Origin of the sequence: Litorimonas cladophorae, from assembly GCF_014652455.1 — a bacterium.
Lineage (GTDB): Bacteria > Pseudomonadota > Alphaproteobacteria > Caulobacterales > Maricaulaceae > Litorimonas > Litorimonas cladophorae.
The window spans coordinates 536,225-549,420 of the sequence record NZ_BMYV01000001.1; the positions used below are offsets into that span (position 1 = coordinate 536,225).

A 13,196-nucleotide genomic window follows, 5' to 3' on the forward strand; every position below is an offset into this window, starting at 1 on the left:
ATTCCTGCCGAGGCTACGCCTTGAAATCGCCTCCGGCCCCGCATAACACGCGGCATCAGCAAGGCGACGGATAGAGTATCATGGATAAGATTGTCATAGAGGGCGGCTTCCCGCTCAACGGTGAAATCAGCATTAGCGGAGCTAAAAACTCTGCCATCAAACTCATGGCGGTTTGCTTGCTAACTGATGAACCTGTGACCCTCACCAACATGCCACGCTTGCGAGATACGCGCTCCATGGCGGGGCTACTCCGTCATCTAGGCGTCGAAGTAGACGAAGGTGAGGGCGATGTGATGCAGCTTCACGCGCCGAAGCTAACCGATTTAACCGCGCCCTATGATCTGGTTCGTAAAATGCGAGCGAGTTTCAATGTACTAGGCCCACTTCTTGCCCGAGAACGCAAAGCTAAAGTCTCTTTGCCCGGAGGCTGCGCGATTGGCGCGCGTCCTGTTGATTTGCATTTAAAAGCCCTTGAAGCCTTGGGCGCCGATATCAAGCTTGACGAAGGTTATGTCATCGCATCGGCCAAAGACGGGCTCAAAGGCGGTAACATTACATTTCCTTTCGTCAGTGTGGGCGCGACGGAACATGCGATGCTAGCTGCGGTTCTGGCTGAGGGTGAAACCGTTCTGAACAACGCCGCGCGCGAACCTGAAATTGCCGATTTGGCGAACTGCTTGAACGCCATGGGCGCGAAGATTATGGGCGCAGGCCGATCCGAAGTCCGTATTCAGGGCGTGGAGCGCCTTTCAGGCGTCAAATATGCAGTCGTACCTGATCGAATCGAAGCTGGGACATATGCTTTGGCTGCCGCAACTGCGGGCGGTTCTGTCCGATTAACGAATATCCGCTCTGACCATTTAGGGTCGCTCTGGCCGCTTATTGCGCAGGCAGGCGCAAAAGTGTCCTTGGATGAAACCAGCGTTCTGATCGAACGCGGGGGTGGGCGACCGAAACCCGTTGATGTCGACACGATGGCTTACCCTGGATTTCCGACAGATTTGCAGGCGCAATTTATGGCCTTCATGTGTTTGGCCGATGGGACATCAATCATTCGCGAAAATATCTTTGAAAACCGTTTCATGCATTGTCCTGAGCTCATTCGCATGGGCGCAGACATCACAGTCAGAGGTCGGGAAGCCATTGTGCGCGGCGTAAAAGAATATCGCGCCGCCCCCGTTATGGCGACGGATTTGCGGGCATCGGCCTGTCTCATCAATGCCGGCTTGGCCGCACGGGGCGAAACCCACATCAGCCGCGTATATCACCTTGACCGCGGCTTCGAAAAAATCGAAGTGAAGTTACAACAATGTGGCGCGAGGATTTCGAGGCAAAAAGATGACTAATCTACATTTACTTGCCGCAGATACGCCAGACCTAGAGGTCATTGCTGCCGCCGTTCAGGACGGTATTTTTCAAATAGGTCAAACGCGCTTTGATGCGGAGGGGCGCAGTTTCACGCTCCGCTTGTCCCGCTATATGCACGAATCGTCGGCTCCGATGCGGATCGAATCGGGTTTGCGATTTGACGGGGTTTTGAAAGTTCGCAGTCAGGGCGTCGCCCAAGATAAAGCAGAGGCTTACGCTGTGGTTCTTAACCTGAAATTCGAAGAAACGGATTCGCCAGCGGGTCAAATAAATTTGACGCTAGCGGGTGGCGGCGTCATCCAAATTGAGGTCGAAGCCATTGACGTGACGCTCGCAGACATTGGTGAACCGCGCAAAACGAAAAATTTTCCAGCGCATGACGGATAGCGGCGACCACTATATTGCCGAATTGCACGTCGATGAAGACAGCTTGCCTGTTACGTCGATTGAGATGCAACACGAGAGACGTGTGGCCATCTTTGATCTGCTAGAGGAGAATATGTTCCGTCCATTGGATAGCGAACGTGGGCCTTATATTATGAATCTGAGCCTGCAGGACGGTCGCCGGCTGGTGATGGACGTGTCGCGCACGAATGGGTCGCCTCGCGGAACCTATAATATCTCGCTGGTGCCATTCAGACGGGTCATTAAAGACTATTTCATGATCTGCGAAAGCTACCATAACGCAATCCGCACAGCGACTTCGGCCCAGATCGAGGCCATTGATATGGGTCGACGCGGCCTCCACAATGAAGGATCGCGCATGTTAACGGATGCTTTGCGTAATCAAGCCGAGGTCGAGTTTAATACTTCGCGTCGCCTTTTCACCCTTATCTGCGCCCTTCATCGACGGACTGTCCAATGAGAGTACTCTTCATCTGTCAGCTGAACTCTGTGCGCTCGCCAATGGCAGAAGGCTTGCTACGGAAACGTTTGGGAGATGCGGTGGATGTGCAAAGCTGTGGTTTGACGCCCATTGAACCGAATGATTTCATGTTAAGCGTCATGCGCGAAGTTGGCATTGATATGGGCGACCACGAACCTTTGGCTTTGGCGGATCTTCAGGATGAAACCTTTGATCGGATCATTGCCTTCACAGCCTCTGCGCAAGCCTCTGCTGAAGCGGCTTTTGAAGATACTGATATGGAAATAGAGCTGTGGGCGGTCCCTGATCCAGGGGAGGGCTCACTCGATGTGCGTGCCATGTTAGACAATTATCGCGCCATCAGATCAAATATTGATGCCCGCTTGGGGCGTGCCTTTCGGAAAACGGCATAAAAGCCTTTAAAACCGTTAAAATCCCCCTATATAGCGCCCATATCAACGCCGAAAAAAGGAACTAGTTTGGCCAAAGAAGAACTATTGGAATTCGAAGGTGAAGTTGTAGAACTTCTGCCGAACGCGACATTCCGTGTAAAACTTGTGAACGATCACGAGATTATCGCCCACACCGCTGGCCGCATGCGCAAAAACCGTATTCGGGTTTTGGCGGGTGATCGCGTCACTGTCGAGATGACACCCTATGATTTGACCAAAGGTCGGATCACGTACCGATTCAAATAGCGCCGTCTGGGATGAAGCCTTTCATCCTGGCGAGTGCCAGCCCGCGCCGGCGTGACCTTTTAGGCCAGATTGGCCTGACGCCGGACCGCATTATTCCTGCAGACATAAATGAAGACCCCATTGAGGGCGAGCTTCCACGTGGTCATGCCTTGAGGTTGGCCTGCGAGAAAGCACAAAAGGTGGCTCACGCCCATCTGGGAGAGGTCGTCTTGGCCTCTGATACAGTTGTTGCAGTCGGTCGCCGCATTTTGCCGAAATCCGAAGACGTGAAAACCGCCGAAGCCTGTTTGCGTTTACTCTCTGGACGCAGCCACCGCGTGTTCACTGGCGTCGCCGTTGTCGACGAAGATGGCGTTTTGCGGTCTCGTGTCTCCGAAACGCGGTTAAAAATGAAGCGTTTGAGCGAAGCTGAGATTGCGGATTATCTTGAGAGTGGGGAGTGGGACGGAAAAGCGGGCGGTTACGGCATTCAGGGCCGAGCTGGTGCCTTTATCTATCATCTCTCTGGCTCATACACGGGTGTGATGGGCTTGCCTGTCTATGAAACCCGAAATCTCTTATTGGCGGCATGTTCATGAAACGTAGAGCAGTATTTGAAGACGCCGTCGGCGAACATCGCGCCATTGTCTATGAAGGTCGCCGCATGGTCGAGCTCCACTTGGACCGTCCATGGCAAAATATTCCGCGGACAGGGGATCTTTATAGCGCACGTGTGACCGCAGTTGACCCGTCCGTCTCAGGGGCTTGGGTCGAGATTGCAAAAGACGCCGCGCCGGCTTTGTTGCCCTTCGCGGCGCAACGCGACATGCCACGACTGAGCGAAGGTGAAGCTGTCGAAGTGTCTGTGTTGCGGTCTCAAATCGGAAAAAAAGGCGCGACGGTTCGATATATTGGTGAAACGGATAAACCTCTTGGATTACTGAAACGCCTATCGCTGCAAGAGCGTCTGAAAGCTCGTTTTCCAGATATCACATTTGACGTCGCGGCGGTGAACGCCATTGATGATGCTTGCGATACAACTCTGGCTTTACCTGGGGGCGGATCAATCACGATTGAACAGACGCAAGCTCTGCTGGCCATTGATGTGGACAAGGGCGCTTCAATTTCGGCCGCAGCCGCCGCCAATGAGGCCGCAAAGTTAGTGGCATCACAACTGCGTCTACGCGCGCTTGGTGGTCTTGTGATCATTGATTTTCCAAATTTGCGACAGCCTAAGCAACGGAAAACTTTAGAGCGAACGCTGGAGGACGCTTTTGAGCAGGATCCAAATATGGCGAAGTTTAACGGCTTATCCCGCTTTGGCGTGATTGAAATGACGCGCGCAAAGCCCGATCTATCACTGGATGAGCTGCTCAATGATCGATTTGGCGAGCCAACTGTTGAGACTTTGGCGATGCGAGCGATCCGACGTTTGACTCGAGAGGCCGCGGTTTCGCCCGGTGCGCAACTTGAACTGAGCGTCCCAGCGCCTGTAATGGCTTGGTTGGAAACAGCTCCCTTTGATTGGCGCGCAGAGGTTACCGACCGTATCGGCGCGCGATTTACCGTTGTGGAAGGTAGTGCGATTGACGTGAAAGCGGACAGATGACGCCCTGCACCTATTGCAAACGAAAAGCCGTTATTGAGGCCTTCAAACCGTTTTGCTCGAAACGCTGCGCTGATCTGGACTTAGGGCAGTGGCTGACAGGTGGTTATGCTATCCCGACGCATGAACCCGCGCCAAGCTCGCATGAGGATCCAGATGAATCTGATCCTTACACGCCGGCGAATGATTATTTGTAACTATCAAAGACGGCTTTTGCGTCGATGAAATAATCGTTTAATCCTAAACGCTTACCTGCAACCTCTAAACCCTCTCGGGTGATGTATGAAAATGCAGAGACACCGATATTGTCGCGCTGATAATCGTCGACCAGCTCACGCGAGACCATGTCTGCGGGGACGCAAACGTTATCGACAAGCGCGCGAATTTCGCCAGACAACGCGCCGTCAACAAACCAGCCCGAACGCTCGCCGTGTACATATCGCCGCTTAGGCCGCTGTATCTCGCCATTTATCGCGTCATTCACAATATGGACCGAGCGGATCGCAGCGTTGGGGTTTTGGCACCAATGGGACAGGGTCAGCTCTGCGTCGGGCAACTCGTCGCGGATGGCGTATAGCGTTTCGGGCAGCCAACTCACCCAGACAATCCGGTCGAGAATATCATGTGTGCGGGCGAGGGCGATTAACATATCCTCAAAGCCAGCATCTTTCATATCGACTAAAAGTTTGGCCTTGTTTGGATGGTGGGCTGCCGCAGCGAATAGGGCGTCCGCCGATGGCATATAGCCGAACTTTCCGCCCAGACGGTCGCGGTCTCTGGCCATAACATCGCAAATGAGGTGCGTTTTGCCCAACGCATCTGTCGTCGCTTCATCGTGGTAGATCAACGGTGTGCCGCATCGAGAGACCCGAATATCAAATTCGACCTGTACGACCCCAAAGTCTAGAGTACGGAGTAAGCCTTGCAGCGTGTTTTCGTGTTCGGCGAAACCGCGGAAGCGATGGGAAATAAGTTGAGAGAGTGCGACCATAAGGTCGGCTTAGTCCAATTTGCCTAGAGGTCAAACCCACCCCAAAGGACGGTGTAAGCTTCGCATTGAATCACAACGCTTTCATATTCGGAAATATCGATATCGGCGGGGATCACATAGCTCTGGGTGCCCCGATGTGATTTCAGGACAGACAGTCGAAGGGCGTTCTGATCGATATCCTGCGCCGAAAGTGTAGAGAGCGGCATTTTGCTAAGATAGAGTTTAAGATCAGGACCGCTTTTGGTTTTGAAGTCCTCTGAAAAAACCAAACGCGTTTCGCCGTCAATTTGCTCCACCTTGGCCGACCCATGGATAGTGTAGCGCTTCTTCACGAAAGGTTTCTCAGCCGAGACTGGGGCTCCCATTTGGGAGGCGATCTGCGCGACGCTAATGGCAGGGGCAGCGAATATGCAGGCAGTGATGGCGAGATGTTTCAACATGCTTCCAGCCTAAACCGTTAAAAGCCTCGCGCAAGTCACACAGGCGTGAGGGCGCAGCTGGATAGTTGCGTCTAGTAGGTCCTAGTACATTCAATATTGCGCGAAAATCTTGCAAGGCTCACCCATTTCGGTGCAGGCTTCAAAAATGACAGTTTTGCGGGGCATGGCGGAAGATAGCCTAGAAACGGCACTCTCGGCTCAGGAAGACTATCCTGAATTCAAGGTCTGGAGAGAGAGCGACGATGTTGTTGAAGGCATCCGCGCTTTCGTTGAAAAAAGAAAGCCTGTTTGGAAAGGGCAATAGGGGAAAATAAATGAAGCATGTATTTTTATGTAGCGCCGCACTGGCTGTCGTCGCGCTGGCGGCTTGCGGCGATAAAGCACCTGTCGAGCAAGCGACTGAGATCGTGAAGATTGACGAAGTCAAAGTCGAACGAACGCCGACGAAGACGGCTTATTTTGGCGACTTGCATATTCACACCAAGAATTCGTTTGATGCGTTCATTGTTGGAACCCGAACCACGGCGGATGACGCCTATCGCTTTGCCCAAGGGCAAGCCATTGATAATGGGGCAGGGAAGGACATCCAACTGTCGGGTGTGCCGCTCGATTTTTACGGCGTTTCTGATCACGGCGAATATATGGGCGTCGTTGCGGCCATGAGGGACAAAGACAACCCAATTTCCAAAACGAAAACAGCGCAATCTATATTCGGATTGATGGCGGGCAGCAGAGAGGCGCGCCGTGAAGCGTTTATCGAAATTGGCACCACGATTGTCACAGGTGAAGAGATCGAAGATATCTACGATCGAGATTTCATCGACAGTGCCTGGGCGGAAAACGTCGCGGCCGCCGAAAAGCATAATCAGCCGGGTACGTTCACAACTTTCGCCGCATATGAATTCACCGCTATGTCGATTGTGGGAGAAAACGTCGAGAATACAGGCGCCATCAACTTACATCGGAATGTGATTTTTAAGGACCAAGCGCCCTCACGCCTTTTCACAACGTTAGACTCTCCAAATCCTGAAGACCTATGGGATTGGATGAACCAGCAACGCGAAAGCGGAGTCGAAGTGATAGCCATACCCCACAACTCCAACGGGTCTAACGGTCAGATGTTTGATATTCGTCAGAGAGATGGAAGCGATATCACAAAAGCCTATGCCACCAATCGCATGTTGAACGAACCGATCGTTGAGATCAGTCAGGTCAAAGGCACATCTGAAACGCATCCTTTGCTCTCCCCCAATGATGAATGGGCGGGGCACGAACTCTATGACGTCCTCGTTGGGACACCTGTGAAATCAGAGGTCGTACCAGGAAGTTTTGTGCGCCCAACCTTAGGCGTCGGTTTGAAAATAGCCGGAGAAATTGATGCAAACCCTTATCAGTTCGGCGTGATCGGCTCCACAGACGCGCATGTGAGCGCATCCTCCCTTAATGAAGAAAGTTTCTTTGGAAAATTTTCATCTGATCTGGAGATTGAGACTCGAAAATCTATTCCCCCAAATGGGGCAAAAACGTGGGACCAGAATAATACAGACGAGGATCTCGTCACGGCATCCGCCCAATATGCAGCGGCTGGATTAGCCGGTGTCTGGGCCGAGGCTAACACGCGCGAATACTTGTTCGAATCCATGCAAGCAAAGGAAGTCTTTGCGACATCAGGTCCCCGTATCCGCGTCAGATTTTTTGCCTCTGATCGCTTTGACGCTGGGATTTTGGATGATCCGAATATGGTCCAAAAGGCCTATGATACAGGCGTCCCAATGGGAGGCGTATTGCCACTGAGCGATAGCGCCCCAGATTTTCTCGTCTGGGCGATGCAAGACGGGGACGGCGCACCTTTGCAACGTGCTCAGGTCATTAAAGTCACGGCTGAAGGCGAGCAGGTCTATGACGCCGTCTGTGCCGATGGTTCGGAACCAGAGTCGACAACGCGGAGATGTCGCGACAATGGCGCCAGGGTTGATTTATCGACGTGTAAAACCTCTGGCGCGGGCGCGAGTGAGTTGAAGACATTGTGGCAAGACCCTGATTGGAAAGCCGAACAAGCCGCTAGTTACTACGTGCGCGTACTCGAAAATCCGAAATGCCGCTGGAGCACATGGGACGCCGTCCGGAATGGAACACCACCGAACCCGTCAATGGATAGCGTTCTGCAAGACCGCGCTTGGAGTTCTCCAATTTGGGTCCAGTGATCAGGATTTGTGTGTCTTTGCGGGATGTTTTTGGCTTGAAACTTGACGGGGTCGGACATTTTGAAAGTCTTTCCTGCTTTATGGAAAAACTGAATTCAACGATTTCATAGACTTACAACTAAATTCAACAATCGTCTCCCCGCTTACGATTTCCGTGTCATTTTAAAGCTGTCTTCTTTCAACGGGCAGTCAGGTGCACATTGACTTAACTGGAAAGAAGCGGCGCTTGTCATTGGATGAAACTGGGTAATGTCAGTGAACTTGGGTGGCGGATTGTGAGCTGTTTACGCCTCGACTGCGTAGCTCGGCCGATCTTGGAAAAAGGCGTCGTCGCGAGTGTCCCTTCGGGGTCGAAAACCAAATTAGCTTATCCAGTTCCGCTGGACCCTAGAATACACTCGCGAACATCCCGACTTTCGGGGCATTTTTCCAGATAACAGATACAGGAACTGAAACCGTTCTGAGGAAAGCGGAAACGCTATCGTGGTGATTCTGTGATTTGAAGCTCGGGCGAGAGTGCGTCGATGTGATGACATCCCAACCGCATGAGATTCTTCTCATGGCAAATAGTCTCGTTTTCGCAGAAGCCCATGGCAAAGCAGACCCGAGGCATAGCAGGGATCAGCCGCAATCGCTTGCAGCGCTATGGCGGCGGCCAATATTTCATGATTTTCTGATTTTGAGAGGATGGTGCCCGAACCTGGATTTGAACCAGGGACACACGGATTTTCAATCCGTTGCTCTACCAACTGAGCTATTCGGGCTTCCTAATCGTCGCGGTGTATAGTCTTGCCTTTTGGCTGTGTCCACACAGTTTCTGCCTTAATCTGCATCTGTTTTTATCAGTGAATTATCTTTGATTTTGAGAATTATTCGCAGTAAGGCCAAGGCATGATAAAACGCCTAACTGACCTCGCAAAAAACGAGACGGGAACGATCGTCGATTTCGATGAAACCGACCCGAGACTATCCGTGCGTTTAAGAGAAATCGGTTTTGCAGAAGGGGATAGCGTCACACCTTTGCATTTCGGCCTTTTCGGAAAGAATCCGATGTCTGTACGTGTGAATGGGGCGTTGATCGCGTTACGGCGTAAAGATGCTCATGCCATCCTCCTCAAATCCATACCTACAGAAGTCACTCCATGAGCGCCCAGTCCATGTTGCGTCTGGCGCTCTTAGGGGCTCCAAATTGCGGGAAGTCATCGCTATTTAACGCGCTGACGGGCGGTAAGGCAAAGGTCGCCAATTATCCGGGCGTGACAGTTGAATATCGCAAGGGCGAATTCGCTCTACCCAGCGGTCAAGAAATTGAACTTCTCGACCTGCCGGGCGTCTATGGTGATTGTGGACACAGCATGGATGAACGCGTGGCCCTGGACGCGGTGCGGGGTGATCTAGACGGTGAACGCGCACCAGATGCGATTTTGTTCATGATGGATGCCAGTCACATCAACACCCACTTGCACAATGTTCTACAGGCCAAGAACCACGGCCTCCCTATCATCTTGGTGTTGAACATGATGGATATGGCTGCACGGGACGGCATCACGATTGATTTGACGGCGTTGGAGCGAGAAATCGGAATTCCCGTGATATCTTGCGTTGCCGTGAGAGGCTCGGGACGATCTTTGCTCTTAGATTTTTTGGAAGATTGGGGCGGCGATGTCACACATGGGTCGGCTGCCAAGCCAGACCCTGAGCAGATCGACCTAAAGGACCTGCAAGCGCGTGCGCGCTCGATAACAAGCAATGCCGTCAGTCGTGTGCAAAAGGCGGAGACATTTTCTCAGCGAATCGACAATTGGGTTCTTCATCCGTTTTTCGGCATAATCCTCTTATTCATCATTTTATTCGTGATGTTTCAGGCCGTTTACACCTGGTCTGGACCCGCGATGGATCTGATTGAGACGGGGATAAGCCTACTCCAACGCGGTGCTGCGGCCATTTTGCCCGAGGGTTTGATAACCTCTTTGGTTGTTGATGGAGTCATTGCGGGCGTCGGTGCGGTTTTGGTTTTCTTGCCGCAGATCATCATACTTTTCGCCTTTATTTTGCTCCTTGAAGCCTCGGGTTATATGGCGCGTGCTGCCTTCCTCGTGGACACCTTAATGGCGAAGGTCGGGCTAAATGGGCGGGCGTTTATTCCGTTACTCTCCAGCTTTGCCTGCGCGATTCCTGGCATAATGTCAGCGCGTACAATTGAGCAGGAACGCGACCGATTGACGACGATCCTGATTGCGCCTTTAATGACATGCGCCGCGCGATGGCCCGTTTATTTTCTGATTATTGGCGCATTCGTGCCCGCGGAGAAGGTGGGCCCATTCTCTCAACAAGGCTTGGTCGCCTTCGGTTTGATCCTAGTGGGGGTTTTCTTCGCCTTGTTGATGGCCGCCATTTTCAAACGGACACTGACGAAGGGCGCGTCTTCGGGACTCCTCATTGAACTGCCGAGTTATAAAGCGCCCGTCTTTAAGGACTATCTTATCGGTCTATGGGATCGCGGCATGATCTTTGTTAATCGGGCCGGACGGATTATCTTACCGGCCTCTGTACTGATTTGGGGTTTGATGAGCTTTCCTACGCATGCGACGACCACGGCACAAACTTGGGCGGGCAAAGTCGGCGGGCTGATTGAGCCCATTTTACGCCCCATCGGTTTCAATTTGGAGATCGCGATTTCACTCATTCCCGCAATGGCTGCGCGAGAGGTAGCCGTCAGTTCCTTGGCAACCATTTACTCGATTGGTGAGGTCGATACCGACGTAAAGTTGACGGAACTGATTGCCGCGAATTGGACCTTACCGACGGCTCTGGCGTTTTTAGCGTGGTTCGTTTTCGCGCCACAATGTCTGTCGACTTTCGCAATTATTCGCAAAGAGACCAATAGTTGGAAATGGCCACTTTTCGCTTTCGGTTATCTCTTCGTCCTAGCCTATTTCGCCGCAGGGATTACCTATCACACGGCGTTGGCCATGGGCTTAAGCTAAGCGAGGCTTAGTCCACATCTGGTATCGTTACAGGGGAATCTTTAATTTCTTGAACGTCAAAATCATCCAGTAACGCACCCGCTCGTTCGGGCAGAATTTGAGCGGCGAGCAGGTTGTCGACACGGCGCTTCGCATCTTGTTTCAAGTCTTCATAAAAGAGATTTGATGGGAGCGTCCGGAACTTCCCACCAATTTTCAGCGGACGTCGCAATGACTTGCTCCTCGGCGTGTCAACATAGAGCAGACCGTCTTGGCACTGAGCGCCTGTTTGATTGCGAAGAGGCGCAGGCGTCATATCTGGATCGAGACCTTCGGCGGCGACGCCACCTAGATGCAATCGTTCGGGCGCATAATCTTCGGATTGCGTCCACAATAGCGGATTGATGCAAAGTGTCGGACGATTGGTAATGGCCTCATAGGTCCGTCCATTGTGAACGAGGGATTTTTCGGAAAATCGTTCTGCGATTACACTGTCCTTCGGCGTAAAGCTGCCGAAGGCCACGACACACTGCGTTTGTTCGCCCGTCTCGCAGGGGCTCAATCGGCTCAAGGACCCACTGAAAGCGTCCAGCGGTAGGGGGTGATCAATAACATAGGCCACGGCGAGACGTTCTTTCAAATCGCCCTGAAAGAAATCAGCCAAGAGGCGCTGCACATGGCTCGCACCTTGGTTGTGACCGACCAAAACGATGGGGCGTTCGGGCGGTGACTGGGTCAGGAATTGTTGGAAGGCACGCTTTACGTCCTGATACGCAAAGTCTTGGGCTTGTTGTGCATCCTCACGATTTGTCATGAAGGCGTAAAGCGACGCTTGGCGGTAATATGGCGCGAAGAGGCGGCCCGCTTCGCCATAAGGGGAGACATAATTCGGTCTGACAATGCGCTGAAGCTTACCTTTTCGTTTAAGGTCGTCTGAAGGTAAGTTCCAATGCGACCCACCGCGATAGACACTTGGGACGACGACGAAGACGTCACCTTTTGAGGTCAATGTGAAGGGATCAACGCCCAAATCTGGCCGCGCCAGCCAGCTGTCCAGACTCGTATAATCTGGGGCTTGCGGCGGCGTGTAGGTCTGGAAGGGTTGCCCAGGGTCTTGAATGGTTTGAAAAATATCGTCGCGGTACACATAGGTAATAATGAGCGAGACAATGAGCAATGTCCCAGTTATTCCAATGGCTGTGCGATATTTTGCCAAATTTGGTTTAAACATTTGGGCTATCCCTTTTTCGGTCATAATCTGGTGTAACGGATTGCAAGTCAAAGCGGTAGCGCCCATGACGCACCGAACCAAGTTTTAAGGAATTGGCATGAAGCCCACGGCTCAAGAAAAACGAGAAGAGAGAAAGCGTCATCGCCATGCGCGGCCAAAATTTAGCCTTCTGAAATGGGCTAGGAATAGGTTCTTCACGGGTGTGATCGTCGCGATCCCTATTGTGGCAACGCTTTTGGTGGTCAGTTGGATCGTTCAGAAAGTTGATCAGAATGTCTTTCGGATTGTACCTGACAGTCTCAACCCAGAAACATATCTAGGTTTTGCAATCCCAGGACTTGGCCTCATCATTTCGGTTGTGGTGTTATTTGTGCTGGGGATCATTGCCTCGAACTTCATCGGCAAATCTCTTATCAAATCAGGTGAAGGCCTTTTGGACCGCGTCCCTGTCGTGAGCCCAGTGTACAACGCCTTGAAGCAAATCGTTCAGACAGTTGCGGCGCAAAAAGACAGAGCCTTTCGCGATGTATGCCTGATTGAGTATCCGAAGAAAGACGTTTGGGCGATTGGCTTTGTGACTGCAGATTTGGGCGGAAAGCCGAAAGAGGCCTTGGGAGACGGAATGGTTTGTGTATTTGTTCCAACCACGCCGAACCCGACGTCTGGATTTCTTCTGTTTTTACACAAAGACAATATTCGTATCTTGGATATGACACCAGAAGAGGGCGCGAAAATGATCATTTCTGGTGGCATGGTTTCGGGTGAGCAGAACGAAATTCTCGACGCAGGCGGCGGCTTAGAGATCAATACGATACCGTCTGCGGAGTCTCCTAAACCATCGCTTTAGC

At 52.1% G+C, this 13,196-nt stretch carries 16 protein-coding genes and 1 tRNA gene; 13 read left to right on the top strand and 4 right to left on the bottom strand.

Annotated features, from left to right (window positions below; all coding sequences use genetic code 11):
- The first annotated feature begins 80 nt into the window (after positions 1-80).
- The 8 genes from murA (at position 81) to IE073_RS02650 (ending at position 4,713) form a co-directional block, all read left to right on the top strand.
- The gene (gene murA, locus IE073_RS02615; RefSeq protein ID WP_189580930.1) at positions 81-1,346 is read left to right on the top strand and encodes a UDP-N-acetylglucosamine 1-carboxyvinyltransferase; all 1,266 of its coding nucleotides are present in this window, start codon (positions 81-83) and stop codon (positions 1,344-1,346) included.
- Positions 1,339-1,755 (top strand): DUF2948 family protein, encoded by a 417-nt coding sequence (locus IE073_RS02620; protein ID WP_189580933.1) that lies wholly within the window; start codon positions 1,339-1,341, stop codon positions 1,753-1,755. Before murA ends, IE073_RS02620 begins: the two co-directional genes overlap by 8 nt.
- On the top strand, positions 1,745-2,233 hold the full coding sequence (locus IE073_RS02625) for a UPF0262 family protein (RefSeq protein ID WP_189583712.1): 489 nt from the start codon (positions 1,745-1,747) through the stop codon (positions 2,231-2,233). The genes IE073_RS02620 and IE073_RS02625 overlap by 11 nt, the downstream gene beginning before the upstream one ends.
- A complete protein-coding gene (locus tag IE073_RS02630; protein ID WP_189580936.1) occupies positions 2,230-2,646 on the top strand; it encodes an arsenate-mycothiol transferase ArsC in 417 nt (138 codons plus the stop codon). The genes IE073_RS02625 and IE073_RS02630 overlap by 4 nt, the downstream gene beginning before the upstream one ends.
- Positions 2,647-2,712: 66 nt before the next feature.
- On the top strand, positions 2,713-2,931 hold the full coding sequence (gene infA / locus IE073_RS02635; protein WP_189499413.1) for a translation initiation factor IF-1: 219 nt from the start codon (positions 2,713-2,715) through the stop codon (positions 2,929-2,931).
- An 11-nt stretch (positions 2,932-2,942) separates the two neighbouring features.
- Entirely contained in the window at positions 2,943-3,509 is a 567-nt protein-coding gene (locus tag IE073_RS02640) for a Maf family protein (protein WP_189580939.1), read from the top strand.
- Positions 3,506-4,519: a ribonuclease E/G gene (locus IE073_RS02645; RefSeq protein ID WP_189580942.1), complete on the top strand. Its 1,014-nt coding sequence runs from the start codon at positions 3,506-3,508 to the stop codon at positions 4,517-4,519. The genes IE073_RS02640 and IE073_RS02645 overlap by 4 nt, the downstream gene beginning before the upstream one ends.
- Positions 4,516-4,713 carry a DNA gyrase inhibitor YacG gene (locus tag IE073_RS02650; RefSeq protein WP_189580945.1) on the top strand — a complete coding sequence of 66 codons (198 nt, stop codon included), beginning with the start codon at positions 4,516-4,518 and terminating at the stop codon, positions 4,711-4,713. The genes IE073_RS02645 and IE073_RS02650 overlap by 4 nt, the downstream gene beginning before the upstream one ends.
- Here the strand turns inward: IE073_RS02650 and IE073_RS02655 are convergent.
- Together IE073_RS02655 and IE073_RS02660 are read right to left on the bottom strand one after the other, a co-directional pair.
- The gene (locus tag IE073_RS02655) at positions 4,704-5,507 is read right to left on the bottom strand and encodes a glycerophosphodiester phosphodiesterase family protein (RefSeq protein ID WP_189580948.1); all 804 of its coding nucleotides are present in this window, start codon (positions 5,505-5,507) and stop codon (positions 4,704-4,706) included. The genes IE073_RS02650 and IE073_RS02655 overlap by 10 nt on opposite strands.
- A 23-nt stretch (positions 5,508-5,530) precedes the next feature.
- On the bottom strand, positions 5,531-5,947 hold the full coding sequence (locus IE073_RS02660; protein WP_189580951.1) for a DM13 domain-containing protein: 417 nt from the start codon (positions 5,945-5,947) through the stop codon (positions 5,531-5,533).
- Between the two features lie 88 nt (positions 5,948-6,035).
- Between IE073_RS02660 and IE073_RS02665 the strand changes: the two genes are divergently transcribed.
- Entirely contained in the window at positions 6,036-6,251 is a 216-nt protein-coding gene (locus tag IE073_RS02665; RefSeq protein WP_267905567.1) for an enoyl-CoA hydratase-related protein, read from the top strand.
- A gap of 10 nt (positions 6,252-6,261) precedes the next feature.
- Positions 6,262-8,151, top strand: a complete 1,890-nt coding sequence (locus IE073_RS02670) for a DUF3604 domain-containing protein (RefSeq protein ID WP_189580957.1) — start codon at positions 6,262-6,264, stop codon at positions 8,149-8,151.
- Positions 8,152-8,839: 688 nt separating this feature from the next.
- Here the strand turns inward: IE073_RS02670 and IE073_RS02675 are convergent.
- A tRNA-Phe gene (locus tag IE073_RS02675) sits at positions 8,840-8,915 on the bottom strand.
- A 127-nt stretch (positions 8,916-9,042) separates the two neighbouring features.
- Here IE073_RS02675 and IE073_RS02680 point away from each other — a divergent pair.
- Complete coding sequence (locus IE073_RS02680; protein WP_189580959.1) at positions 9,043-9,297, top strand: FeoA family protein; 255 nt, start codon at positions 9,043-9,045, stop codon at positions 9,295-9,297.
- Entirely contained in the window at positions 9,294-11,138 is a 1,845-nt protein-coding gene (feoB, locus tag IE073_RS02685) for a ferrous iron transporter B (protein ID WP_189580961.1), read from the top strand. The genes IE073_RS02680 and feoB overlap by 4 nt, the downstream gene beginning before the upstream one ends.
- Before the next feature lie 7 nt (positions 11,139-11,145).
- Here the strand turns inward: feoB and IE073_RS02690 are convergent, their stop codons facing one another.
- Positions 11,146-12,348 (bottom strand): DUF3089 domain-containing protein, encoded by a 1,203-nt coding sequence (locus tag IE073_RS02690; RefSeq protein WP_189580963.1) that lies wholly within the window; start codon positions 12,346-12,348, stop codon positions 11,146-11,148.
- A gap of 97 nt (positions 12,349-12,445) precedes the next feature.
- On the opposite strand from IE073_RS02690, the gene IE073_RS02695 reads away from it, so the two are divergent.
- Positions 12,446-13,195, top strand: coding sequence for a DUF502 domain-containing protein (locus tag IE073_RS02695; protein ID WP_189580965.1), 750 nt, complete (start codon positions 12,446-12,448; stop codon positions 13,193-13,195).
- The last annotated feature ends 1 nt before the right edge of the window (position 13,196 follow it).